Genomic DNA, 23,579 nt, shown 5'->3' with positions numbered 1-23,579 from the left:
AAATGCCAGGCAGTGCCTGGCATTTTTTATTACGCCCGATACCCCATAGCTTCGAAATGTTAACGCCTGGGCTCGGGCAAACCGTGCAATAGATCTTAGCCAACCAACAGAGACGGCTCCCCAACTGCAGAGGGCAATTGGAAGCCTTGACCCCAGAAGGGACGAGTTATGAAGAGTTTGCTTGAACGCCCTGATGACCAAGCCGGGCATGAAGGTCATAGCCATGAGCATGGCGGCATTTTTGGAATGAACACAGAGCTGATTTTCGCGCTGATCTGTGGTGCTCTCCTGGGTGCCGGAGCTCTCGCAGGAAAACTTGGCCTGATTGATCGTCTGCCTCTGATTCTGTACGTGTCGGCCTACGTGTTCGGTGGATGGTTCACCACTAAGGAAGCGGTTACCAACATCCGTCAGAAACGCTTCGAGATCGACTCGCTGATGCTTCTCGCCGCAGTCGGTGCCGCGAGCATCGGCGCCTGGGCGGAGGGGGCTCTGCTGCTGTTCCTGTTCAGTCTGGGGCATTCCCTTGAAAGCTACGCGATGGGGCGGGCCAAGAAAGCGATTGAGGCACTGTCCAAGCTCGCACCAGCCACCGCGATCGTACGCAGAGCAAATGGCACGGTGGAGATGCCCGTGGAGCTGCTGGTTCCCGGTGACGTTGTCATCGTGCGCCCCAATGACCGCCTGCCGGCCGATGGTTTTGTAGTCGTAGGCTCCTCAAGTATCAACCAGGCGCCAGTAACCGGTGAGAGCGTCCCCGTGGACAAGCAACCTGTTCCTGATGCCGAACTCGCACGCAGCAAGCCAGATGCAGTGGATGCAGCCTCGAAAGTCTTCGCCGGTACCATCAATGGCGAAACGCTCATCGAGGTTGAGGTAACACGGCGCTCTACGGAGAGTACCTTGGCGCGGGTCATCAAGATGGTCAGTGAAGCCGAAGTCAGGAAGTCACCGACCCAGCGATTCACGGACCGCTTCCAACGCATATTCGTCCCGTTGGTTTTACTGCTGGTAGTCGGGCTGCTATTTGCCGGCATTTTCCTTGACGAGCCGTTCCGTGACTCGTTCTACCGGGCGATGGCCGTACTGGTTGCAGCCAGCCCCTGCGCGCTCGCGATCGCTACACCAAGCGCCATTCTCTCTGGCATCGCCAGGGCAGCCCGAGGTGGCGTGCTGATCAAGGGCGGTGCGCCACTTGAAGAGCTTGGATCATTGAATGCCATGGCATTCGACAAGACCGGTACCCTGACCGAAGGGCGCCCACGTATCACCGATGTAATACCCATAGGCGGCACGCAGATCGAGGATCTGCTAAACGTCGCCATCGCTGTGGAGTCGATGAGCGACCATCCGCTGGCTGCGGCAATTGTGCGTGACGGTGAAGAGATGATTGGCACACGGCGCCGATTCCAAGCCAAGAACATGAGCAACATGATTGGCCGCGGCGTGCGTGCTGAGCTTGATGGGCAGTTCGTCTGGATTGGCAAGGTCGAGATGTTCGGTACCAATGGTATTCCCGCACTCAGCAAGGCAGCCCTGGAGGCTGCGGAGCGTCTACGTCAGTCAGGCCGTACCACCATGGTGGTACGGCGTGCTGACAAGGATCTGGGCGCTATCGGGCTATTGGACACACCCCGGGAGGGGGCCAAAGAGGCACTCCAGAAGCTTAGAGAGATGGGCATCGAACGCATGGTCATGATTTCTGGAGACCACAACCGCGTTGCAGAGGCTGTAGCCAAACAAGTTGGCTTAGATGAAGCGTGGGGAGACCTGATGCCGGAAGACAAGGTCAAGGCCATCAAAAACCTGCGCCTTAGCGCCAAGGTGGCCATGGTGGGTGACGGCGTCAATGATGCCCCTGCCATGGCCAGTTCGAGCGTTGGTATCGCAATGGGGGCTGCTGGATCTGATGTTGCCCTGGAAACGGCTGATATCGCGCTTATGGCTGACGACATCAGGCAACTCCCATTTGCGGTGGGGCTGAGCCGTCACACGCGATCGATCATCCACCAGAATCTGTTCGTCAGCTTGGGGATTGTGGCCATCCTGGTTCCGTCCACCATCATGGGCTTGAGCATTGGTGCCGCTGTTGCGATCCATGAGGGCTCCACACTGTTGGTCGTCTTCAACGCCTTGCGCCTGTTGGCCTACCGCAGAAGCACCTGATCCCTGAGCTTCAATCATGAAGCTAAGCAGGGAAATGACCTGAAGTAGAAGTACGGGTCGTGCGCGATCAGCGCACGACCCGTACTTTTCTCTCACTCGTCGATCCCGATGCGCTTGAGGCTTTCAAGGGCCTTTCCGCACTCAGGTGAGCCATGCCGTAAGCCGCAGGCCAATGCAGCTTTGAGGCTCATGACACCGGCTACGAAACCGACTTGATTGCCGACTCCGTGTCCGTCCGCAAATCCCTGATCATACGCAATCTCGACAAGCGCATTGATCGCCGCCAGGGTGTCCTGTTTGTTTTTACTCTTTTGCATATCTACTCCGCGAGCATTCAGCTCATATCGCTCGGTTAGGTGGCGGCGCCTTCAGGTTTGGGGTGAGCGAATCCCGCTCCCATAGCCAATCCCTAACGGGGGGCTCAGCCCGCCACCGTAAGGAAAATCAGCTATTGAGAGCAGATGACTCGTTTTGGTCACCCGTGCTGCTCGCCTCACCGCATTGGCACTGAGTGGGTACATCCGGGTAGTCGCTGTGATTCTCAATGAACAGCGTTCGGCAGGTTTCGCACCCATAGATCCGGGGCAGGGATTTAAGGCCGCTCGGAAGCACGTCACTCAGAGGCTCGTTATGCCAAGGAGCCCCGTCAAGGATTCTTGAACGCAGGATGTTTCCCAGGCGCCAGGTGTCACTTTGTGCGCGCCAGGACCACATAGGCGCAGAAAGCGAATACTGGATGAAGGTCTCTTGTGACTGCCTGGATAGCGGGTACTTGGGGCGGGTCCAGCCGGAATCGATGATGCTGAACCCCATGCCCATTTCTGCGCTCGGGTGGGTCTTTTCACCAAAGAAACGGTCATGCGTCGCTGGAGCCGTCGCATGATGGTCAGTCGGTGGGAATACCCACAGATAACACTCATCCCGGTTGACCATGCTGATGAGCTCGCTTGGCCCCCGCATGGGGGAATTTGCAGCCAGGGCGAAGCGATCCTTCCACGACATTTTGGGAGGCGGCGCAATACCAGCAGCGATGGCCAACGTGGCAGTCTTGGGGACGAAGCGATCGCCTAGCTCGTTCAGATCCAGGTTCTTGCAGAGAGCCTTGAAGGCCTTTTTGCGAGTCTTCGAGCTGAAGGAGGGGTCAAGGAGCAGGCGAACCTGGTTCACGCCGATTCCCGCAGTTCGTAGCACCTCAATGACTTCTTCAGCCACACCGACTGCTTGAAGATCGGTCAATCCTAAGCACGTTTTCGCCCGCTCGACCGCCGCGTAGAGGTTGTACTGCCGTGTCTCGTTGTCACGACAGACCTGAATTGGCAGCTTGTCTTGGATGGCAACTTGCGGTGCAACGGAGCCGATGGCCGCGTGGAACAGCTGGTGGAGGTGCAGATGAGAGTACGGGCGGCCAGAAGCCGAGAACGAGGCGTGCAGCTGAGCAGCGAGAGGTTGAAGCAGCTTTTTTGCAGGCATGACTATCCCCTAATGAGCGACGTTGGGGTAGCTGCGCTTGTAGGGCCGTTAGACGCGAAGCTGGACGTCGAATCAGGTTCAATCATGAATAGGAGTCAGGTTTGATTTGCTTGCACGGCCACCATGCAAAGCCCGACGCGGCAATCACATCAGATTCGCCGAGCTTTGGCAAGAGCGGTCATCGGTAAGCGAAAGCAGGTAGGAGGAGGGCGCTCCATGCTTGATCACCTCCAGAAACAGGAAAGCCGGAAGCACGTTGAGCGCTTCCGGCTTTCTCACGTCAGACTGATGAGAGGGATCAGAAGACGTATTGCAGGCGGGTCACGATGGCATTGCCGCTGTCGTCGCCCACGGTGTTCTCGTTGTTGTCGGTGCGCACGTTGATGTAGTTGGCACTGACTTTCACCGCCTCGTTGACGTACCAGTTCACACCCACCGTGTGGCTCTTGGCCTTGCGCTCGTTCGATTGGTCCGCCGCGGTGACCAGGTTGCCGTCTTCGACCTTGATATCGTCAAAGCGGTAGAAGACTTCCCAGGCCCCCAGTTCCTTGTTCTCTGGTTTGATAGTGTCGAACTTGGCACCATCGAGCTTGTAGATACGCGGCTCGCCGGTCAGGGTGTAAGCCATCTGGGCGTAGTAACCGGAGGCCTTCATGTCGTTGTTGGCCTGGTCAGCTTTCAGCTTGCGGCGAAGGTATTCCGCTTGAACCGAGAACGGGCCGGTGGCCCAGGCACCTTCGAGACCCCAGACCGAGTCGTCCTTCCACAGGCCATCTTGTGCAGCAGCACCGCCAAACAGCATGCGGTTGCCGTTGGTGCCGGCATCGCCGCCGCCATTGGTATCTACACCGCGGACGCCCAGACGCGAACGAATCCGGGTATCGACCGCACTGTTTTTGAGGTCGCGGTAAGCGTACTGAGCACCGACGTGCAGGACGTTGCCATCACTGTGCAGCGGTGCGAACACGCCACGTACGTTGTAGCGCTTGGTGCTGTCGCCATCCGAGTTGTTATTGGTTTCGCTGAAAACGCTACCGGAAACATAAGCCATGTCAGCGATGGTGCTGGTGGCTTGAACACCCATGCCGGCGTTGTCGTTGATCCAGTCCGCCAGGTCGTACGAGAGGTTCCGCTCCATGGCGGTGGTCCACTTCGAACTGGTGGCTTTCTCAAGACCGAAGTCGGTGTAGAAACGGCCAAAGCGCAGTTGCACCGGCTTGAAACCCGTGTAGGTCAGGCTGGCTTCGTCGAAGTAGCCGTCGGAGTCGTTGCCCGTGTTGCGGGAAAGGTCGTAGTTGAGCTGATACTTCCAGTCGCGGTACAGCACGCCACCGAGCTCAAGGTAGGCGCGACGGAAGTAGCCTGCGTCAGCGGTATCGCCATTCTTGGTGAAGACACCATCGAAACGGCCGTAGTCGGCCTGAACTCGGCCGCCCAGTTTGAAACTGAATTCCTTGTCAGAAGTCGATACTTCAAGACCGCCCTTGGTCTTCAGAACGATGTCAGCTCCGTCAGTGGTTACTGTTCCGGAGAATGCTTGCGAGGAAAATGTGCCTATTATTGCGGCAGCCAACAGCTTTTCCCGCATGTTCGAAGAACGGATCATTGCTTGCCTCTCGTATGTTAAGTGCTTAGCTACCGACGTTATATTTCGCCCTGCGCCGGCCTAAATTTATCTTGCAGATGGGAGCAGGCCACGGTTGTCACCTGCTGTAACAAGATGCCTTTGTTCTAAGCACTCTGACTAGGTTGCAAGCGAATATGACAGTTGTGTTTCTGTAGTGTTAACGGAGGAGTTTCAAACCTAACAAAACTGTTACCGAACAAGCCAGTCCTTCTTATCAAAGAAGCTCTTCTTGATCAATCTTCGAATTTCCAAAACCTGCGGATTGCGGACAAGCTTCGTTTTGATAACAAGATAGACATCTTTCTCCTCCAGGTCGTCCAGGAAACCCGGCACGGGTAGGATATTTCTCTCCAGTTTTCGGCTGTAGTCGGGCAGCACTCCAATACACGCACCGCCAACGACAAGGCCTCGTGATAGGTTGTAGCTCTTTACCCGAGTGGTACCGCCCTGATGCTCAGCCATTATCGATGCCCACTTTCGTGAGCCCGCCAAGATCTCTTCATCCCAAGGGACAACGAGCATGAAGTTGTGCAAATCCAAGCTCTCCACTGGAAGGGTGACGCTTCTTGAATAGCGGCTGGAAATGAACAGGGCGTGCCCAATCCGGCCAAGCCGTTCAAACCTATACGTAGGATGGCGATCAAGCGCGCCTTTATCATCTGGGCTCACCAAAGCGATACCCACATCGACTTCACACTCAGAAAGCATCTGCGTTGTGCATTCTGAATGGATTTCCAGCTGCATTTCGGCATGATCACGCACGTAGGCGACTAGATCGCGGTTTACGATGTCGTTCAGCACTGGCTCTGTGATCGCGATGGTAAGCCTGGGGACTTCCTTTTCACCGGACTTGCCAAGGCCGTCTGGGCCGAAGAGCTGGCACAGGTAATGGCTGACCCTCTCGCCTGTGCGGGTCAGGGCAAGCTTGTTGTGTTTGTAGACAAACACGGGAGCACCAATGTGCTCTTCCAGTTTCTCCAAGCGTTTCCGCAGGCCTACCACTGGCACATTGAGCCCTCGGGCAGCCTGTTTGAAACTGGCACAACGTGCTGTTGCGAAAAACTCTACGGCCAGCTGATCATCAATTGGCAAATCATCCAATATGTCAGGGCTGTAAGGAACAACGGTGCTTGTATATGTTTCATTTTGTGTAACCATTAGGTCCCCCTTAATTCGGGGAATCTATCTCAATGCCACCCGGTGTTTCCTTATCTTGTCAACATTGTAATCCACGGGTCATGCATGCGTTATCGGAAGGCTTTTATTTCGAAAGCGTAATTTTCAGGCAATCCCTCTGATATTGTAGCGTGCTAGCCTAGTGCGCCGACTTGTTACTTACCATATATAGATTCGGCTAATTACGCATTTACATTTAGTTCACTATTTTTTCACCTTTGCCTCCATAGGCTTTGGGCATGGAAAATCAAACCCCACCTCTTACTACCTTACTGATTCGTTATCTGGGGATCGGCTTCATAGCAACGGGAGTCCATTATGCGGTGTTCCTATTGCTGGTTACGACAGAATTCGTTACTCCGTTACTGGCCAGTATCTGTGGCGGCATGGTTGGCGCAATCGCGAGCTTCATTGGAAATAGGGCGCTCTGTTTTGTGGCAGATGGCTCTCGTAAGTTTCAGCCTGTCAGGTTTGCACTGGTCGCGTTAACCACAAACTTCGGCAATGGCGTGGGTATGTGGTTCCTCATCAAGTCGAATCTGTCACCGCTCATCTCCCAAGTCGTAGTGACCTTAAGCCTCACTGCACTTGGATTCATTGCACATCGTTTTTGGACATTCAATCATGCAGACATTACATCGCTTTCCCGAGCGCCCTGATCCCTTGTTAACCATCGTGGTCCCTTGCTTCCAGGAAGAGGAAACCATCCCCGAGTTCCACCAGCGAATCACCCGCGTGGTGAAGCGCTTACCCGTCTCCTGCGAAATCCTCTATGTCGACGACGGCAGTAATGACCGGACGGCCGACATTCTTCGCCACTATCAGGATGGGTCATCTGTACGTTGCCTGTCCCTGAGTCGCAACTTCGGCAAAGAGGCTGCACTGAGCGCCGGGATAGACCATGCCCGTGGCAGTGCGCTGATCTTCATTGATGTCGACCTGCAGGATCCACCAGAGCTCATCGCGGCCATGGTGGACTACTGGCAACGCGGCTACGACGTGGTGAACATGCAGCGCAACCTGAGAATCGGTGATTCGTGGTTCAAGCGCATGAGTGCCCGGGCTTACTACTGGGTCATGCAGCGCCTGGTGGAGAAGGTGGACATGCCGGCCGATGTCAGCGATTTCCGATTGATTGGGCCTGCGCCGCTGGCAGCCCTGCGGGCCCTGGATGAACGCTCCAGGATTCTCAAAGGCATGATCGGCTGGGTAGGCTTTCGTACCATCGAACTGCCCTACAATCGCACTGTTCGCCATGCCGGGAGCACCAAATGGAATGCAGCTGGCCTGTTCAATCTGGCCATCGAGAGCATCGTCAGCTTCTCTCGCAAACCACTGCGCATTTTCAGCCTCATCAGTTTCGGTCTTTTCGTCTCCAGCATCTGCTACATGCTTGCGTCGCTTGTGGCAGGCAGTTTCGACATCCATCACCTGATCGTCGGAATGGCTTCATTCATGTGCGTCGGTGTCGCCATGGTGGGGGAGTACCTGGGCGTGACACTCGCGGAAGTGAAGCGCCGGCCTCTCTATTTCCTGAAGCACAGCAACAAGGCAGATCCCGTGTCACTCCACCCTTCGATGGCTTCGATCGAGGGTAAGAAATGCTGAACCTGAAGAACGAGAGGACGCTGTGGTGGGTCCTGGGTTCGATTTTGCTATTGCGTTTGGTGGGGCTGGGCATCTACCCGCTGATGGACACATCTGAGGCCCGTTACGCTGAAATGGCTCGCAAGATGGTCGAGTTGAATGACTGGATCACGCCCATGTTCGACTACGGGGTACCGTTCTGGGGCAAGCCTCCGTTGTCCTTCTGGACCCAGGCCGCGAGCATGACGGTCTTCGGCGTTAACGAGTTCGCTGCGCGCTTCCCAGCGTGGCTACTCCACCTGGCAAGCTGTTTCATCATCATCAAACTCGGCACGCAGCAGATTTCTCGTAACGCCGGCATCTGGGCTGCCATTATTTTTTCCAGCACCACACTTGGCCTGGTCTCCAGCGGTGTTGTGCTGACTGACCCTGTTTTGTCGTTCTCGATTCTGCTGGCCAGCTACGGTTTCTGGCGTTGGATGAAGTGCGCCAGCAAGGCGGATGCCTACCTGATGTTCGCAGGTCTCGGGCTGGGCTTGCTTGCCAAAGGGCCGCTGACCCTGGTGCTTATGGGGGCGCCGGCATTCGCCTGGTTCGTTATCTACAAGGAATGGGGACGGGTACTGAAGCTTCCCTGGATCAGCGGCCTTGTGCTTATGTTCGGTATATCCGTGCCTTGGTATGTCGCGGCCGAGATGAAAACGCCCGGCTTCATGGAGTACTTCTTCGTTGGTGAGCACTGGAGCCGCTACGTCGTCAGTAACTGGGCGGGCGACCTGTATGGCAGTGCTCATGCAAAGCCATATGGCACCATCTGGATCCAGCTCGGATTGTCGCTCCTTCCATGGGCCTTGTTCCTACCACTGCTGATCCGCAAGCGTGGATCGATGCAGCGCTTCGAAGCCTACCTATGGCTCTGGGCCTTGGCGACACCGGTCTTCTTCACATTCGCTGGCAACATTCTGTGGACCTACCTGCTACCTGCACTGCCAGCTTGGGCATTGCTGCTGTCCGCACGGATCAGCGAAGTTGGCCCGAAGACCACCTGGGCTTCCGCTGCGAGCGCTTTAGTGTTGCCAATCATCGGTGCGGGCATCATCTACGCCGGAGTACTAGAAGAGCGACCACAGAATCAGCGAGATGTGGTTCAAGCGTGGCTGAATGTGCAGACCGCTCACTCTGCTCCCCTGATCTATCCTGGCCGCCGCTCATACTCATCGGAGTTTTACAGCAGCGGGAAGTCCGAGAACATCAAGGATCCTGCCCAGTGGCCGCAGGATGGCTCGTTCTATCTGTCCAGACGCTTGCGAGACAGCAAGGATGGTCTGCCCGCTGATCTGGCTTGCACCCCGATCACCGAAGCGAACGCCAGCCAGCTCCTGCTTTGCCATTGGAAACGTACCGTACAAGGTGCCGAGGGGCTGGCTGGAGAAAGCAATGCGGGAACGCCTCGCAAGAACGAAGGCTAAATTCCATGCACAAAAAAGCCAGGTTTTTACCCTGGCTTTTTTGTCGATTACTTTCGTCATTTGAAGTCCTATATAACCGCCGATTAATTGTCGGTTTGCTCCTTACCATCCTTGCTTTCTTTCTTTTTCTCTTGAGCGACTTGTTGTTTGTTCTGGTCCGAAGAGTCATCGCTCCATAGGCGAGCCTGTTCGGTTCGGAAGTTCTCGTTGAACTGTTTCGTTCGCTCGAAGCCGCCTTCAGCGTAAGCGGTACCCATGAGACCCAGCAGCAGGCTGCCAATAGCGATAGATTTGACAAATTTCATTGTGAACCTCGGTTCATACTAGGCCAACCTGATTAGCGGCCTTTGTTGGTTTGTAGTTTAGGAACGCGAAGCTAACGACAAGGTGAGTCAATAATTACAATTCCGTAATTTTGGCTGCAGATAGGATGCGTTAAATCTTCAAATCTGGAAGGATCATGTCTATCTCGGCACTGTCGAGGGCGACTTCGAATTTTCTCTTAAATTACAATTTTGATATCTAGCGCGTTAATTCAGCGCGGCGTTGTTGGCCGCCCTAGGAGATAGCCATGAATGACATAGAGCCCTGGGCAGTTGCTATCGGTGACTTTCGCCGCTGCACTGAAAAACTCACTGTCCAGCTCGATGAGCTGACCTCGCAGACGCGCACCTCCAGCGCTGTTCTGGAGAGGTCGAACGAACTGGTGGAGCAGGTGGACGCTGTCGGCCGGCAGATTCAGGAGGAGGTGCGAAAGGCGGAGAAGGCTTGGTCGAACGCGGAGGAGGTTGCCTTGCGCGCCGCTGCATCAGCGTATTCAGCTGCATGCCGCGGAGTCGACACCGCCATCCAGCCACTGATCTCGGAGCTTACAGCAGCGACAAAGGCGGCGGACGCCTCTATCCAGGAGCTCAAGCGGGCACCGGTGCTGGCCAAGCGTTATGTGATGGTGGTCGCCACGGCGTTCTTCATTCTGGCGCTGATCTGTGTCTACTCGACCATGCGCCTGATCGATGCCGCCGGCAGCGTAAGTGCTCAAGAGAAAGTGAATGCTCAGTACTTCTCACACCTGTGGAAAAACGCCAATCCTGACGAACAGAAGATTATTAAGTCGGTGATTCTGCGGTCGCCCATGGACCCTGTGGTCCTTCGGCACTGATGCATTGAGGCAAACAAAAGGCCCGTCGATTGACGGGCCTAATCGTGTCTGCGCAATTTAAGCGGCGGTCATTGCCGGCTGCATTTGCTGGGCTTCCGGAAAGTGAAGGTGGAACCAGGTGAAGTTTTCTTCGGTCACCTCCACGCTCGCCGATCCCTGGTGCAGACTCATGATCGACTGCACAATGGCCAAGCCAAGACCGGTACCGCCTTCGCTCCGTGCTCGGCTCTTGTCCACACGGTAGAACCGCTCAAACAAGTGCGCGTGGTGTTCCTTGGCAATACCACGGCCGGGGTTGCCGACACTCAACGTCGTACCGCTCGCACTATGCTGCACCTTAACGTAGACCGTGCGGCCGCGAGGGCAGTAACGGATCGCGTTCGAGACCAGATTCGAGACGGCACGTTGAACCATCAGGCGATTCCCGCGCACCACGTCATCACTGCCGGAGATCTGCAGCTGAATCTCGCCTTCTTCTGCTGAAATGCTGAAGAGATCGCACACTCGCTGAACCTCGTCGACCAAGGAGACGGATTCGAACTCCACCATTGATGCTGGATGACTGACCTGGGCCAAGAACAGCATGTCGGAAACCATGCGGCTCATGCGGTCCAGCTCTTCTGTGCACGACTCCAGAACCTCCCGGTACTCGGAAAGCGATCGTTCTCTGGTCAAGGCAACCTGGGCCTTGCCCATCAGGTTGGAAAGCGGTGCTCGAAGTTCGTGAGCAAGGTCGTCAGAAAACTGCGAGAGCTGCTGAACCCCATCATCCAGGCGAGCCAGCATGATGTTGATGCCGTCGGCGAGCATTTTGAGTTCTGCCGGCATCCCATCAGTTGGAAGGCGATGGTCGAGGCTCTCGGTTGAGATTTTCGAGGCGATCTTGAGGAACTTGGTCAGTGGTAGCAGGCCTCTGCGCACAGTCCACCAGCCAATGGCCAAGATCAGTGCGAGGATGACGGGGGACATCATCAAGGCCCAGGTCAGCAACGCATCGAGCAGCGCCTCACTGGATGACTGGTCCATGGTCATATAGACGCTGACCTCTGTTCCATCGCCCAAACGCATGATTCGAGAAGCACTCAGCAGAGGACGGTCCTGCGTATCACGCCATTCGTGCTCTTTGGGCTGGGCCGCCGGCTGAAACTTGTGCACCTCCAGATTGACCTGTTTCGAGCCAATCGAGAGCAGGGGAGTCTGATTCTGTGAGGTATCGAATATGCTCACATACAGGTTGTTGTGGCCCATGACCAAATCGACAAGCTGATGCGCATCCGCGTTGACGCCGGAGATGTCCGGGATGGTGGACAGGTTGTGAGCCATCCCCGCCATCTTTACTTCCAGGTCTGCTCTGGCATTTCTTTCCAGAGCCTTGCCTACCATCAGATAGCCAAAGGTGGCGAACAGAAGCAGCAACGCTGCGCTCATCAACCCAACTTTTAACCCCAGCTTTGCAGCCAGGCTGAATGGCCTCATGCGCGTTCCTCAAAAACGTACCCAACGCCACGAAGCGTGTGAATGAGCTTGGTTTCAAACGGGTCATCGATCTTCGAGCGCAAGCGCCGGATGGCTACATCGATGACATTGGTGTCGCAATCGAAATTCATATCCCAGACCAACGAGATGATCTGAGAGCGAGTCAGCGCTTCGCCCGTTCGGCTCATGAGCAGGTGCAGAAGCGCAAATTCCTTGGTGGTGAGATCGATGCGTGTGCCACCGCGGAAGACGCGATGGCGGACGGAGTCGAGTTCCAGATCGGCAATTTTCAGCGAGCTCTTCTCGACTAACTCATCACCACGGCGTTGCAGCGAACGGATGCGAGCAAGCAGCTCAGGGAATTCGAATGGCTTCACAAGGTAGTCATCCGCGCCGCCGTCCAAGCCCTTGAGCTTGTCATTGATGCGTCCGCGGGCGGTCAGCATGATGATGCGGACCCGGCTGGTCTTACGGATGGTTTCCAGCAGGTCCCAGCCGTCGATACCCGGGAGGTTCACGTCCAGGAGGACCAACGAATAGACATTAGTGTTGAACAAGTGCAGAGCATCTACACCGTTGTGCACGATATCTACGACATACCCGCTTTCGGATAGGCCCTGCTGAAGATATTCGGCAGTTTTAATTTCGTCTTCCACAACTAGAACGCGCATAACTTATCTCAAGGTGTGAGGAAGGAGTTGGCCTAATCCGCCAAGATTATGGTTGCAGGCTGTTCGAAAGTTTGGCTGAGGGTATGGCATGTGGTAGTCGCTACCTCTGTCCATACGCCGGGTCACCTGAGGACGCTTGAATCTTAACGCGAAGAAGCTGGCCGCGGCGAAATCCTACAAATTTGTAATGTAGCCGCAAGATTTCTGACAGTCATGCAGGCTCCACCCCTAAGCATAGCGGATTCTGGGGCCTGCGGCGGTGTATGACAGATTCGCCTGGCAGGTGGAATCGGCCAGGACAGGCAGCATTTCGGTCGTTAGCTTGCAAGGACTGGTACTGGCCTTGGATCGAGGGCGCCACGCAGGCAGACCCCATGCACGGCCGCAAACCGCAGCGCCTTTCTGCAAATTAGTTCACGTGGCGGCTCGATATTCTCTCGAATAATTATCTTACAATCTATTACATGTCCAAATTGTAATTGCACGATCATCTTGGTGTTAGCCTCCTTTGCTAGTTTAAGGGCAGCGGAAGAGGCATCGCTGCTTTGGAAATTGTCTCATTTCAAAGCAGCTTGGCAAGAGCACCGAGCAGTTGTTCGCGCCAGTGCATTCACCTGTAAACCATACGCTCCTTTGGTAGGTGAATTTTAGCGCCCCCCTACGGGCGCTTTTTTATTAAGGGACTTCTTATGAACACTACTGTATCAGCGATCGCCGTGTTTATGCTCTTTACATCACTAACAGCCAATGCCCAAAGCGGTATGGAGATCAATAAACACATCGAGCGTACTGCTAGAGAGGCTACAGCGGATTATGCTCAACGCGTAAAAAAGCCCATGCCTCAACTAGAAGACTACGCCTATGGCATGGACCTGGACGTTGGTAAGTTGGTGTATGTATCACCCAATGTGCGGTACTGCGGTAATGTAAGAAGCATGATGACCTACGAAGACTCGAAAGGCGAACTGCACATGGTTCGCTACCTGGTGAAGGGCGAGTGTGTTAATAGCCGTTAAGACTCATCAAGATGATCCCTGCGGCCACCGGATCATAGAAGCTCAATGCCGAACCGGCGCAGCAGTATGGCGAAGCCTCCGAAGCTGGCCATTGTGATGAGGATGCTGCTGATCAGTGTCGGCCAAAAGCCGAGCTTAGGTAGCAGCAATGGAAAAGCAATAAACATCGGCAGGGTCGGAAGCACGTACCAGAACGTGTACCAAGCATGGTTGGAGATCTTCTCCATGCTCTGGTTCTCTAAATAGAGCCAGACCAACGTCACGACCGTGACCAAGGGTAGGGCGGCGACCAAGCCGCCCAGCTTGTCGCTGCGTTTCGCCAGCTCTGACACGAGAATCACTATACCGGCAGTGAGTAGGTACTTCGTGATGATCCAGGCCATCGCTGAGCCTTCTGGAGGTTGTTGACGAGGGCAGGCGAAGCCATTCACCAACCCCCTTGAAGCGCTCCTGCCGTTTACGGCATCCCTCACCGCATTTTTTTTGCAACATCACCCTCAGCCAGGAGGGTGATGTGTTTGCATGGTGTTTACCGATCGGTCAGTGCGAGGGTGAGGGAACGCTCTCGTGGAAAGCTGCCCGCTCGATCTGGATGGTGCAGTGATGGATTTCGAATGCATCGCTGACAGCATCCACGACGGCCGCCAACACAGCATCCCCATCTGCAGAATCCCGAACCACTACGTGCGACGTCATCACGTTACTGCCACTGCTGACAGCCCACACGTGCAAGTCATGAACGTCCGTCACGCCATCTACTCCGAGGATGGTGGCCTCGATTGCCGTAACGTCGAGCCCCCTCGGGACACCCTCCATGAGGATCCCCAGGCTTTCGCGAAGCAACTGCCACGTCCGCGGCAGAACCCAAAGGCCGATCGCCACAGCGACAATCGTGTCGACCCAGGTCCAGCCGGTGAAGCGGATGATAAGTGCCGCGATGATTACGCCAAGCGAGCCGAGCATGTCGCTCCAAACTTCGAGGTAGGCTCCTTTGACGTTGAGGCTTTCGTTGCTCGCAGATGCCAGAAGGCGCATCGAAATTAGGTTGATGATCAGGCCGGCGATTGCGATCCACATCATCGCTCCGGTAGCGATCTCCGCCGGCATGAAGAAGCGCTGGTAGGCCTCATACAAGATGTACATCGCCACCAGGAAGAGCAGCACGGCGTTGAACGTCGAAGCCAGAATTTCCAGGCGCGCATAGCCGAAGGTTCTTTTCTGATCCGCCGGCCGCTTGGCTATCTGAAGTGCAATCAGTGAGATCGCCAAGGCGGCAGTATCTGTGAACATGTGAGATGCGTCCGACAGCAGCGCCAGGCTGCCGGTAATCCACGCACCGATCACTTCTGCAATCATGAAGCTGCCAGTCAAGCCGAGCGCCATGATTAGCTTCTTCTGATGCCCCTCGCGTACTGCAGCGCTGCCATGGTCATGATTTGAACCCACGTATTTCTCCTTGCGCAGGGTTGTGGTCTCGTTGGCCTTCCTGTCTACCTAGCCTTAGAGCGTCGCTTGGCCACACTGACTGCAAAATCTTGCTCCTGCACTCAGCAGCGAGCCGCAGGCGGTGCAACCACTCGATAGCGGTGTTCCGCAGTTTAGACAAAAGCGTGCTGACGGATCGTTGGCCGTCCGGCACTGCCTGCAGCCCTGCAGATCTTTGATGGGGGCAGGAGTGGGAGGGCGCCCGCCGTCATACACCTGATTACCGCCGTCGCAGCCCTGCTGCCGGCCATGGCGATCATATTGCTCGGCCCCATGTCCCCCGCTGTGGTGCTTGCCTCCACCGTGGTTTCCACGGCCATGGTGCCCGCCCAGGATGTTTTTGAAAAAGCTCATGGTATTCGCCCCTCATTGATGGGTGACATATTAACGAGCAAAAGTTGAAAATTATGTTCTGCTCGCGAGAAAGACTTGTAAGTTGAATTGAAAGTTCAAAATTAGCCTACGACAAAACGAAACCGTTTTGTTTGTGAAATTAAATTTATCTAGCTGAGCGGAGCATTGCTTTTGGTGGGTAGTATTCCCCTAATTTTGATCATAGCGTGATCAATGACAATCAAAACAGCAGTAATTGGATTTCTGTCAGCATTGTAATCCCGAGGTCATCGTGTCGTTATCAGGTCCCGGAAATAATGCGCTCAGCGAGATTCATTTCTCTTTTTATCCCTATGCCTCACACATACTAAGCGTCCCCAACGCCTAGGGGCCTAAGGCCTCTGACGCTCCGCACATTGCGCAATCGCTCAGCATCTGTCGACGGTTTGCCTTGTAGCTCCCGCTAACTCCATAGCTACCGCCATGGATAAGCAGCTTCCAGAGTTTGATAATGACACCTTCCAAATCCATTGTTCACACCCTGTTAAGCAAATGGATCTTTGCTATTCGCAATGCGCGGCAGAAAGGCATCAGTACTAATTTGCTAATCGGCCTGGTGACTTTTTGGTTACTGCTATTCGCGAACGCTGAGCTCTGGAACGTGCTCTGGAAGCTGGTATTCAAAACCGATGAAGTGAACTGGCAGCTAGCGGCTAGCCTCCCAGTCATAGTATTCGCATGGGTGTTTACCGTTCTGAGCTTGCTGTCATGGGGGCGGCTGGCCAAACCCATACTGTGCCTGGTACTGATCAGCGCGTCTTTTGCGAGTTACTTCATGAATGCCTACGGCATCGTGATCGATTACACAATGTTCACCAACGTTGTGGAGACCGACGTCGCTGAGGCAACCGAGCTGCTGAATTGGAAGCTCGGTCTTTGGGTCGCAATGGTTGGGGTGTTGCCCGTCTACCTGATTGCCCGGGTTCCCCTCCGGCGCAAGCCTTGGGCCAAAGCTTTGGTCAGCAGGTTCATTGCTCTGTCGCTCGCTCTGTTGACCTTATCTGGCATCGCGTTGAGTCAGTACCAGTCGTATGCCTCCTTGCTGCGCAACAATCGGGAGATCCGGCTGATTCTGGTACCTACCAACTTGTTTGCGGCTGGCCATGGGTACCTGAAGCGTCAGCTGGCCTCACCTAAAACGCTGACGGCCATTGGTACTGATGCGGTAGTTAATCGACAGGGTGCGGCTCGTAAACCCAGGCTGCTGGTACTGGCAGTAGGAGAGACCGCTCGCTCCGCCAACTTCTCCCTCAACGGCTACTCCCGTGAAACGAATCCGGAACTAGAAAAGCGAAATGTCATTAGCTTCACGAACGTGAGCTCCTGCGGTACCGCTACCGCGGTCTCGCTGCCATGCATGTTCCTGGACGTGGGTAAGGCCCAGTACAAAGATGGCTTGGCCAAGAGCCGAGAAGGGCTGCTCGACGTGCTTCAACGCGCTGGCATCAGTGTCATGTGGACTGACAACAACTCGGGGTGCAAAGGGGTCTGCGACAGGGTTCCCAACCACAAGGCTGCCTCTCACGCGGATTCCCAACTGTGCACCAGCGAGGAGTGTAAGGACGGGGTGCTGCTCACGGAGATGCAAGACTTCATCAAGCGCCAGGAAGGCGATGCTGTCCTGGTGCTCCACTACAAAGGCAGTCACGGCCCGGCCTACTACAAGCGCTACCCCTCGCAATTCAAGAAATTCGCACCGGTGTGCGAGACCAACGAGCTCGACAAATGTAAGCAGGAGGAGGTGGTCAATGCCTACGACAACTCAATCCTCTACACCGATTATGTGACTGCAAATCTCATCGATATCCTGGCGGCCAACACCAAGTTCGACACTGCGCTGATGTACGTTTCGGACCACGGCGAATCGCTGGGGGAGGGTGGGCTCTATCTACACGGGCTGCCTTACGCGATGGCTCCTGACGAGCAAACAAAGGTGCCGTTGGTACTTTGGATGTCTGACTCGCTCGCGAAGAGCGAAAAGGTCAACGTGGGTTGTTTGAAAGCTCAAACCACGTCACCGCTGAGCCACGACAACCTGTTCCACACCGTGCTCGGCATGATGAACGTCCAGACGTCTTCGTATCGCTCAGCGCTGGATTTCACTGCCCCTTGTAAGCCCTTTGTCGGAGGCTCTTATTCTGGCCTCTGAATGTTCGATGTGGACCGGATCATCGGCCAGGCGGTTCTGCACCAGCCTGCTTTGACAGCTGAGAGAAGCTGGACTAATTACATAGCTGCATTCAACAACCCAAGCGGAAAAGGAAGTTTTGCATGAGCATCAAGCCAGGCCCAAAGCGCACCAATGAAGATGGCACTCCGGACAAAAGGCAGCGAGTCACCCCTGAAAAGCAGAAGGACCATCCGGACCTGAAACCCCACAAGCACAAAAAGGGGGAGTAAGAAAAAAGCAGCTCTCGGGAGCTGCTTTTTTTTTGGGGCTGTGTGCAAACCCTCCCGACCGTCTCGCTGATCAATCGGACCGCGTCGTGAGTCTTCCGCTTGGCTTGATGGATTCTGAAGCTACCTCCGGATCGGTTATCCCTTCAGTGCGGACGACGAGACTGATATCCCAGAGCGTTGAGCTGATACTCGCTGACAGCCCGAAATTGTGATTCTGCGATTTGACGCAGGCGCTCAACCTCTTCGGCAGATGAGCCAGAAGCCTGCGCCTCGTGGTATTGCTTCATCGCATCCACTGCGTCGGTATACATGGGGTGGTCGGGGAGAAGAGCTGGCATCTTTTTCGTCATGTAGCGGCAGGTCCTCACTGGATAGTCGACGGTGGTTTACCTGCTTTGAGGAGCTGAAAATCAATGACCGCCTGATAGAGCGAATCTGCCAATGGGTGAAGACGCTGTACCTCAAGGTCTGGCAATCCAGCAGCCTCCGCTTCGTGGGCCTGTCGGATAGCTTCAAGCGCTTGCCTCATCAGTGGCTCACCAGCCTCGACCATTCCAATGAATGTGCGCTTCACAACATTTTGCTCCATTCAGCTGAAGATGAATTATAGGACACCGCGGCGTGGCAAGGCCCCGAGCAGCATAGGTGTTCGACGCCCGACTGAACGAATCAATGAGGAGCGCGCTGGCCTGGGGAGTGGCCAGGGCGCGTGTCGTAGCTACGTTGTAAACCACTTTTTTTCACTGTAAACCACTGTGGTTACAGTGAAAAAAAGTGGTTTACAACAGGCCTCCTCAGGCCTGAGTCAGCTCCAGCAGATCGCCCAGTTCCTCCCGGGCCATCTTCACTCTATCCATTCTGCGATAAGGATGATCAACCGGCATCCGGATAAGGGATTCGAACCAAGCCGAATCGAATTTGATGACTTCCTTGTGAATGTGCTCAAGCTCACCTCCGCGAGGCTGTGACACTACAAACTCCATGCTTTCAACCAAGCCGGACGCTTCACTGTCTTTGACGATTCGATGGCGGATGAAACTCATTTTGAGATCAAAATATGCCGCCTTCGAACCAGGCACCTTCTTCGATTCCAGCCGACCAGTGCTGCTGATTTCCGCCCCTGGCACCTCAGCGGCAATAGCTTTCACCAGCTCAGCATTTCCAATGACCTTCTGGCCAAACAGGCGGGTGGCGTCCGACATGTAAGCAAAGATCCATGGCACATTGCGAAGCGTCGCGCCGGTATAGAGGTAGCCACGCTCTCCCTTGTAACGCTGCAGCATGCCTCTCAACGCGTTCTCGGAAAGGACCAGTTGGGTCTCTTTCTCCAGGATGTAAACCACGCGATCGAACTGTTCGATCAATAGCTTGAGAATCTTCCGTGGGACGCCGTCAAACCTGGTTTTTCGTTCTGTTTTCTTGTGCTGGCGAGGCTGGAAGTACGGGCAATCGTTACGGGCCTCACTATCAAATGGAGCGATGCCGCGAATGCTCTTAGTAGCATGTTTCCCGAATGGGTTCTTCACGTTAGGCGGTAGCTCATACAGCCCAACCAGCTGGACAGGGTTGTCGCATGCCGGGCATACAGCAAACTGAGCTAGCTTGCCGGCACTTCCAGGCTGGTACCATGGATCTCTGCGGAAGGTCTCGGCCTCGAAACCTTCCTTGTCGATGATCTTGCTTTCTGTGTCTTCGATGCGGACCTTATAGACATCCATCTTTGCTGAAACCGTATCAATAGAGGGTCTCTGGATGGTAACGAGCGAGGATAGGCAGCAGTAGGCCTAACTGACCCTTTTGGTGGTCACCCACTGGTTTGAGGCCCGCCCAAAGCATGCCTGATCGACCTGGGCGGGCCCTAGAAACAACTAACCCCCTGGTGCGCAGTACAGGTCTGGGACCTGCCCGAGGCGTGGGGGCTATTCTTGGAGCGACAGTGACACCGGCTCCGGAGAAAATCAATTGGTTTGTAGAGCAGCCGGTCAGCTAAGGTCAAACCCAGATCCTAAAGGGGAGGCCGATAGCAGCTCAGTCAGCATCATCGGCACCTTCTTCATCTTCATCGGTATCCCCAACACTGAGCCAGTCGTGAAGGTTGTACCGCACGAAGTCTTCCGCATCGAGCATGGTAAAGTCTTGGAGCACCGTGACGTCTGCTCCACCGAAGTACAGCCCATCGTTGAGATTTCTGGCCACCCCGAGCAATTCATTCAGCTGGTCGTGCAGCTCATTTGCGCGCCTGGCGTGCTCTCGTTTGGTCAAAAACCGGAACACCACCTCGTAGGGCTCAGCCGGGTCGCGAATCTCGCCCTTGGGGTTGAAGGAAACCCAAGCACTAGCGAAAAATTGGTTGTTCTGATGGAGGAAATCGTCGACAAGCACGGCGATGCCCTTCATGCCGTCGTCACCTTGGTCTGCCTTCAGGCGGTTGACCAACTCGTCCGGCATCGCAATACGGTTGTAATGGTGGGACATCCAGTATGAGAAATACTGACCGTTTTCTTCGCTCAGCGTGATTACCGGATTTCGGTGGAGCGTCGGAAGCACGGCTCTCTTGGTCCACACACGCTTGTGAATCTTGAGCTCCAAAACCTGCTTTTCCGCGTGCTGCAGGTGCAGCGTACGTGGATTGAGGGCGTGCAGCTGCTTATCAAAGGCCTTTTTCTTTACCTTAACGGCAATCCACTCTATCCACGGCGCATCACAAAGGTTGCGTGCATGCACCGTGCAGGAATGGGAGGCCAACATCCAATAAGCTGGAGCCACCCCCTCGAATTGGCCTTTCAGGACCTCCTCGGATATGTGTTCAATCAAGGCGTCACCTGAGACGGTATCTCCTTGCAGCCAACCAGCAGCGCTAATGGCACTTACGATCTCTTGCTCAGGTGTATCAGCCATAATCAAACCAAATTCGAACCGCCCGATTTTTCTAACCTGGCGATGGTTTTGAGGTCCCTATCACGTAGCTGCTGCGCCTTGCCAGCCAACTCCGCAACCATTCCGTACACACCTTTAGCGCCATTTCGATTCCACGCTTCATCCGAAAGCGCATCCTGAATCAGGCGGCCATCGGCGGTTGGATAGAAAAGCACCCGATGCAGATACTGCGCTTCTTCGGCGTTAACTTGGCGCAACGCCTCAGTTAAAGCCGCAAGCCTCTCGGGAAAACCAGTGGCGGTTTTTCCAGTCCGCCAATTGTACACGGTCTGACGAGACACGTTGAAGATCTGCGCGATGGAGCTATCTGACAACTTGAAGTCGCTCCTAAGCTCCTCGATTAAGGCCGGCGCTACGTCTTCGGTAACATTGGCATCCTGGCTGGTGTCCACCTCGGTCCAGGCACCAGCATGCACGCCATGAAAGCTCATGCCTGCTGAGCCGATAAGTTGTGGATAGGGCAGGGAGGCAGTCCCAGGAGCGACTACTACCGAAACGGCCAGCATCGCTGTGAAAGCAATCGCCAATACAGGGTTTGCTGTCGTGCTACCTACACGCGGAGCAATTTCAGGGTTTTCCCAAGTAGAAGATCTGCTTACAGCAGCCCCGGTAGGATCAATCCATTGCCCATTCATTGCTGTAGTCATTTCGCCTTCCCCCAAACCTCAAAGGCATGATCTTTCGCGACTGTCCTAAAAGCAAAGTTAGCAGTCTTATGCAAACCGTCGAGTCTCGTGCAGATCTCCTCGGTTCCCAGTCGTTCGGCTAACTGCAGCGGCCAATGCGCATCCGTATCGAGAAGAGCACCATTTTCGCTAACAGGCACAAATGCACCTTGCAGAGGAGCACCATGCTTGGATGAATTCCTCGATTGCTTAGCAATTTCGAAAACCATGGCCGGCTCGACCAAATCTTCCGGTATCCACATACCAGTCTGCCGCCAGCATCTGATGTGCAGATACTCCGGATCTAGATGGTAGGTGGTAGTAGAGATTCCAAGCTGCTCCTTGGGGACTTTCCCATGCGCCGCTAGCTCATCGCATTTAAGTGGGAGCATGGCTTCCGGAAGGTAGTCGGCTAGGGTCTCACCTTCAGCTGGTTCAATTTTATCGACGTACCGCATCCCGATAGCGGTGATATCCAATGCACCTGCTTGCCCTACCAGCGCCTCAATGCACTCACGGAAAAGCGCTAAGTGGTTATCAAAATGAAGATAATTTGTGCTTTGCAGGATCATGTGATCCATGGCCAGCACGCACGCGTAGTCAGCATCCCGATTAAGGAACGCCCAAGAATTCGGTTCTCCGCTGTGCATCACTCCAGGCGGCACGCCCTTGACCATCTGGAAGAAGCCCGGGAGGCTCTGACGGATCGTGTGCTGAATGTCTGGGATCAGCTTTGGCAGCTTAAGAATCGGGGCAAATCTGATTACGCTCAACGCATAGATAAGCGGCGCCCTTGCTAAGACCCCTTCGCGTTCTGACATGTTAACTCCTCCACCGCGCCCAACGAGGGACCGGATTCTACATCATTTGACAAATCCTTTGACAAGAACTGTATAGCAGGGCCTTTCGATTTGACAAGCGGTCCCCGTGAGGGATGGAGTGCAGAAAACGCCTCCATCAGGAGCTTACTCGTCATTCCAGAAAAGCCTCTACAGACACCATCGCTAAGCCTCTGAGGAAGCACGAATTTTTAATCAGAGCTCTTCCTAGCAGTGAGAAGAAACTCAACGAATCGTCACCAGATAGCTCAATCCAGGGGAACGCTTGCTCTGATGGGGTGGTTCAGAAACGTGCTGTCTGGTCCAGATTTCTCATCTACGAAGAGCACGAAGAGCTCTTGGATCCAGAGTTTGAGGCCGTGATTGGCTGAATGGAGAGGTCGGAAAGAGGACGGGTGATCCAGTGAAGCACAAGCGCAGTCAGGAGGCTTGCGATGGTGTTCACTGAGATTGAGACGAGAGCATTCCGCATTTTGGAGAGTCCATTTTTTGAAGTGGACCTCTATTTAATGCGCATAAACTGTGTGTCACCACCACCCGCAGAAAATTTCGTCACGCCCCAGAATGGGAATTTGCATTCGGGGCGCACCACGATTCATCTCGTGCCAGAAGCCGCCTGCAGTGCAATCAATTGGCGAGCCAAGACTCGACTACCTCAGCGCCATACTCGTTTTTCCAAGCCTTAAGCGTACGCTGATTACCACCCTTGGTCTCAACAACCTCTCCGCTGTGTGGATTCTTGTAGACCTTTACTTCGCGTGGTTTCCGAGAGGTTTTTGGGGCCATATCAGTGGAAGCCACCGCTTGCGGATCGAGGATCAGCACCACTTGGCGCAGGCCGTAGCCATACTCGTTGAGCAAACTGCGCAGCTTCGTTTCAAATTCCATTTCCTGCTTCAGGGCAGAGTCATTTTTCAGCGCTTCCAGCTCCGCCAGTTGGGCTGCGAGCTGTTGTTCGAGCAGGCGGAATTCAGCGAGACGGGACATAAGATTCTCCAAAATGGGTTCGATGATTTTAGCAATCAAGAAAGAAAGCGTGCTAA

The 23,579-nt window shown here is 54.8% G+C and carries 25 protein-coding genes; 8 read left to right on the top strand and 17 right to left on the bottom strand.

What is annotated here, in order from left to right; all coding sequences use genetic code 11:
• Window positions 1-168: 168 nt before the first annotated feature.
• Window positions 169-2,166 carry a heavy metal translocating P-type ATPase gene (locus RR51_RS18895; RefSeq protein WP_010951452.1) on the top strand — a complete coding sequence of 666 codons (1,998 nt, stop codon included), beginning with the start codon at window positions 169-171 and terminating at the stop codon, window positions 2,164-2,166.
• Between the two features lie 92 nt (window positions 2,167-2,258).
• Here RR51_RS18895 and RR51_RS18890 read toward each other — a convergent pair whose 3' ends face one another.
• From RR51_RS18890 to RR51_RS18875, 4 genes are all read right to left on the bottom strand, one after another.
• Window positions 2,259-2,483: a hypothetical protein gene (locus tag RR51_RS18890; protein ID WP_010951451.1), complete on the bottom strand. Its 225-nt coding sequence runs from the start codon at window positions 2,481-2,483 to the stop codon at window positions 2,259-2,261.
• Between the two features lie 127 nt (window positions 2,484-2,610).
• Window positions 2,611-3,636 (bottom strand): hypothetical protein, encoded by a 1,026-nt coding sequence (locus tag RR51_RS18885; RefSeq protein ID WP_010951450.1) that lies wholly within the window; start codon window positions 3,634-3,636, stop codon window positions 2,611-2,613.
• A 298-nt stretch (window positions 3,637-3,934) separates the two neighbouring features.
• Complete coding sequence (locus RR51_RS18880) at window positions 3,935-5,242, bottom strand: OprO/OprP family phosphate-selective porin (protein WP_009395904.1); 1,308 nt, start codon at window positions 5,240-5,242, stop codon at window positions 3,935-3,937.
• A 210-nt stretch (window positions 5,243-5,452) separates the two neighbouring features.
• On the bottom strand, window positions 5,453-6,421 hold the full coding sequence (locus tag RR51_RS18875) for a LysR family transcriptional regulator (protein WP_010951447.1): 969 nt from the start codon (window positions 6,419-6,421) through the stop codon (window positions 5,453-5,455).
• Between the two features lie 257 nt (window positions 6,422-6,678).
• Between RR51_RS18875 and RR51_RS29500 the strand changes: the two genes are divergently transcribed.
• The 3 genes from RR51_RS29500 to RR51_RS18865 are packed head-to-tail and all read left to right on the top strand — an operon-like array spanning window position 6,679 to window position 9,495.
• The gene (locus RR51_RS29500; RefSeq protein ID WP_010951446.1) at window positions 6,679-7,098 is read left to right on the top strand and encodes a GtrA family protein; all 420 of its coding nucleotides are present in this window, start codon (window positions 6,679-6,681) and stop codon (window positions 7,096-7,098) included.
• A complete protein-coding gene (locus RR51_RS18870) occupies window positions 7,064-8,047 on the top strand; it encodes a glycosyltransferase family 2 protein (RefSeq protein ID WP_010951445.1) in 984 nt (327 codons plus the stop codon). The genes RR51_RS29500 and RR51_RS18870 overlap by 35 nt, the downstream gene beginning before the upstream one ends.
• Window positions 8,041-9,495, top strand: coding sequence for an ArnT family glycosyltransferase (locus tag RR51_RS18865; RefSeq protein WP_039614377.1), 1,455 nt, complete (start codon window positions 8,041-8,043; stop codon window positions 9,493-9,495). Before RR51_RS18870 ends, RR51_RS18865 begins: the two co-directional genes overlap by 7 nt.
• Window positions 9,496-9,578: 83 nt before the next feature.
• Here RR51_RS18865 and RR51_RS18860 read toward each other — a convergent pair whose 3' ends face one another.
• Entirely contained in the window at window positions 9,579-9,800 is a 222-nt protein-coding gene (locus tag RR51_RS18860) for a hypothetical protein (protein ID WP_039614376.1), read from the bottom strand.
• 266 nt (window positions 9,801-10,066) lie between these two features.
• Here RR51_RS18860 and RR51_RS18855 point away from each other — a divergent pair, with 266 nt between their 5' ends.
• Window positions 10,067-10,654 (top strand): hypothetical protein, encoded by a 588-nt coding sequence (locus tag RR51_RS18855; protein WP_010951442.1) that lies wholly within the window; start codon window positions 10,067-10,069, stop codon window positions 10,652-10,654.
• Window positions 10,655-10,711: 57 nt separating this feature from the next.
• Here RR51_RS18855 and RR51_RS18850 read toward each other — a convergent pair whose 3' ends face one another.
• Both RR51_RS18850 and RR51_RS18845 read right to left on the bottom strand, forming a co-directional pair.
• A complete protein-coding gene (locus RR51_RS18850) occupies window positions 10,712-12,130 on the bottom strand; it encodes a heavy metal sensor histidine kinase (RefSeq protein ID WP_010951441.1) in 1,419 nt (472 codons plus the stop codon).
• Window positions 12,127-12,801, bottom strand: coding sequence for a heavy metal response regulator transcription factor (locus tag RR51_RS18845; protein ID WP_003253457.1), 675 nt, complete (start codon window positions 12,799-12,801; stop codon window positions 12,127-12,129). Before RR51_RS18845 ends, RR51_RS18850 begins: the two co-directional genes overlap by 4 nt.
• Before the next feature lie 689 nt (window positions 12,802-13,490).
• On the opposite strand from RR51_RS18845, the gene RR51_RS18840 reads away from it, so the two are divergent.
• Complete coding sequence (locus tag RR51_RS18840) at window positions 13,491-13,817, top strand: DUF2790 domain-containing protein (protein ID WP_010951440.1); 327 nt, start codon at window positions 13,491-13,493, stop codon at window positions 13,815-13,817.
• A gap of 32 nt (window positions 13,818-13,849) precedes the next feature.
• On the opposite strand, the gene RR51_RS18835 is transcribed toward RR51_RS18840, so the two are convergent.
• The 3 genes from RR51_RS18835 to RR51_RS29495 all read right to left on the bottom strand — a co-directional run bounded on the left by RR51_RS18835 (window position 13,850) and on the right by RR51_RS29495 (window position 15,656).
• Entirely contained in the window at window positions 13,850-14,200 is a 351-nt protein-coding gene (locus tag RR51_RS18835) for a DUF3147 family protein (RefSeq protein ID WP_011953105.1), read from the bottom strand.
• Window positions 14,201-14,357: 157 nt separating this feature from the next.
• Window positions 14,358-15,263 carry a cation diffusion facilitator family transporter gene (locus RR51_RS18830; RefSeq protein WP_010951438.1) on the bottom strand — a complete coding sequence of 302 codons (906 nt, stop codon included), beginning with the start codon at window positions 15,261-15,263 and terminating at the stop codon, window positions 14,358-14,360.
• Window positions 15,264-15,317: 54 nt separating this feature from the next.
• A complete protein-coding gene (locus tag RR51_RS29495; RefSeq protein ID WP_079732563.1) occupies window positions 15,318-15,656 on the bottom strand; it encodes a zinc ribbon domain-containing protein in 339 nt (112 codons plus the stop codon).
• 490 nt (window positions 15,657-16,146) lie between these two features.
• Between RR51_RS29495 and RR51_RS18820 the strand changes: the two genes are divergently transcribed.
• Complete coding sequence (locus RR51_RS18820) at window positions 16,147-17,844, top strand: phosphoethanolamine transferase (RefSeq protein WP_003298414.1); 1,698 nt, start codon at window positions 16,147-16,149, stop codon at window positions 17,842-17,844.
• Between the two features lie 122 nt (window positions 17,845-17,966).
• Window positions 17,967-18,095 (top strand): hypothetical protein, encoded by a 129-nt coding sequence (locus RR51_RS31775; protein WP_003253468.1) that lies wholly within the window; start codon window positions 17,967-17,969, stop codon window positions 18,093-18,095.
• Window positions 18,096-18,238: 143 nt separating this feature from the next.
• On the opposite strand, the gene RR51_RS18815 is transcribed toward RR51_RS31775, so the two are convergent.
• The 7 genes from RR51_RS18815 to RR51_RS18785 form a co-directional block, all read right to left on the bottom strand.
• The gene (locus RR51_RS18815) at window positions 18,239-18,445 is read right to left on the bottom strand and encodes a hypothetical protein (RefSeq protein ID WP_003298411.1); all 207 of its coding nucleotides are present in this window, start codon (window positions 18,443-18,445) and stop codon (window positions 18,239-18,241) included.
• Window positions 18,446-18,459: 14 nt separating this feature from the next.
• Window positions 18,460-18,669 carry a hypothetical protein gene (locus RR51_RS18810; RefSeq protein ID WP_003298409.1) on the bottom strand — a complete coding sequence of 70 codons (210 nt, stop codon included), beginning with the start codon at window positions 18,667-18,669 and terminating at the stop codon, window positions 18,460-18,462.
• Window positions 18,670-18,889: 220 nt separating this feature from the next.
• Window positions 18,890-19,813 (bottom strand): hypothetical protein, encoded by a 924-nt coding sequence (locus RR51_RS18805; RefSeq protein WP_010951435.1) that lies wholly within the window; start codon window positions 19,811-19,813, stop codon window positions 18,890-18,892.
• 310 nt (window positions 19,814-20,123) lie between these two features.
• Window positions 20,124-20,993 (bottom strand): hypothetical protein, encoded by an 870-nt coding sequence (locus RR51_RS31290; RefSeq protein WP_016497350.1) that lies wholly within the window; start codon window positions 20,991-20,993, stop codon window positions 20,124-20,126.
• Window positions 20,994-20,995: 2 nt separating this feature from the next.
• Window positions 20,996-21,679, bottom strand: coding sequence for a transcriptional regulator (locus RR51_RS18795; protein WP_126404318.1), 684 nt, complete (start codon window positions 21,677-21,679; stop codon window positions 20,996-20,998).
• On the bottom strand, window positions 21,676-22,518 hold the full coding sequence (locus RR51_RS18790) for a TIGR04255 family protein (protein WP_010951432.1): 843 nt from the start codon (window positions 22,516-22,518) through the stop codon (window positions 21,676-21,678). The genes RR51_RS18795 and RR51_RS18790 overlap by 4 nt, the downstream gene beginning before the upstream one ends.
• A gap of 645 nt (window positions 22,519-23,163) precedes the next feature.
• Window positions 23,164-23,523: a histone-like nucleoid-structuring protein, MvaT/MvaU family gene (locus tag RR51_RS18785; protein WP_010951431.1), complete on the bottom strand. Its 360-nt coding sequence runs from the start codon at window positions 23,521-23,523 to the stop codon at window positions 23,164-23,166.
• Window positions 23,524-23,579: the final 56 nt, after the last annotated feature.

The organism is Pseudomonas sp. C5pp (assembly GCF_000814065.1).
GTDB classification, from domain to species: domain Bacteria; phylum Pseudomonadota; class Gammaproteobacteria; order Pseudomonadales; family Pseudomonadaceae; genus Aquipseudomonas; species Aquipseudomonas asiatica.
The sequence above is the reverse complement of the archived record's forward strand: the minus strand, read 5'-3'. Positions and strand labels throughout refer to the sequence as shown.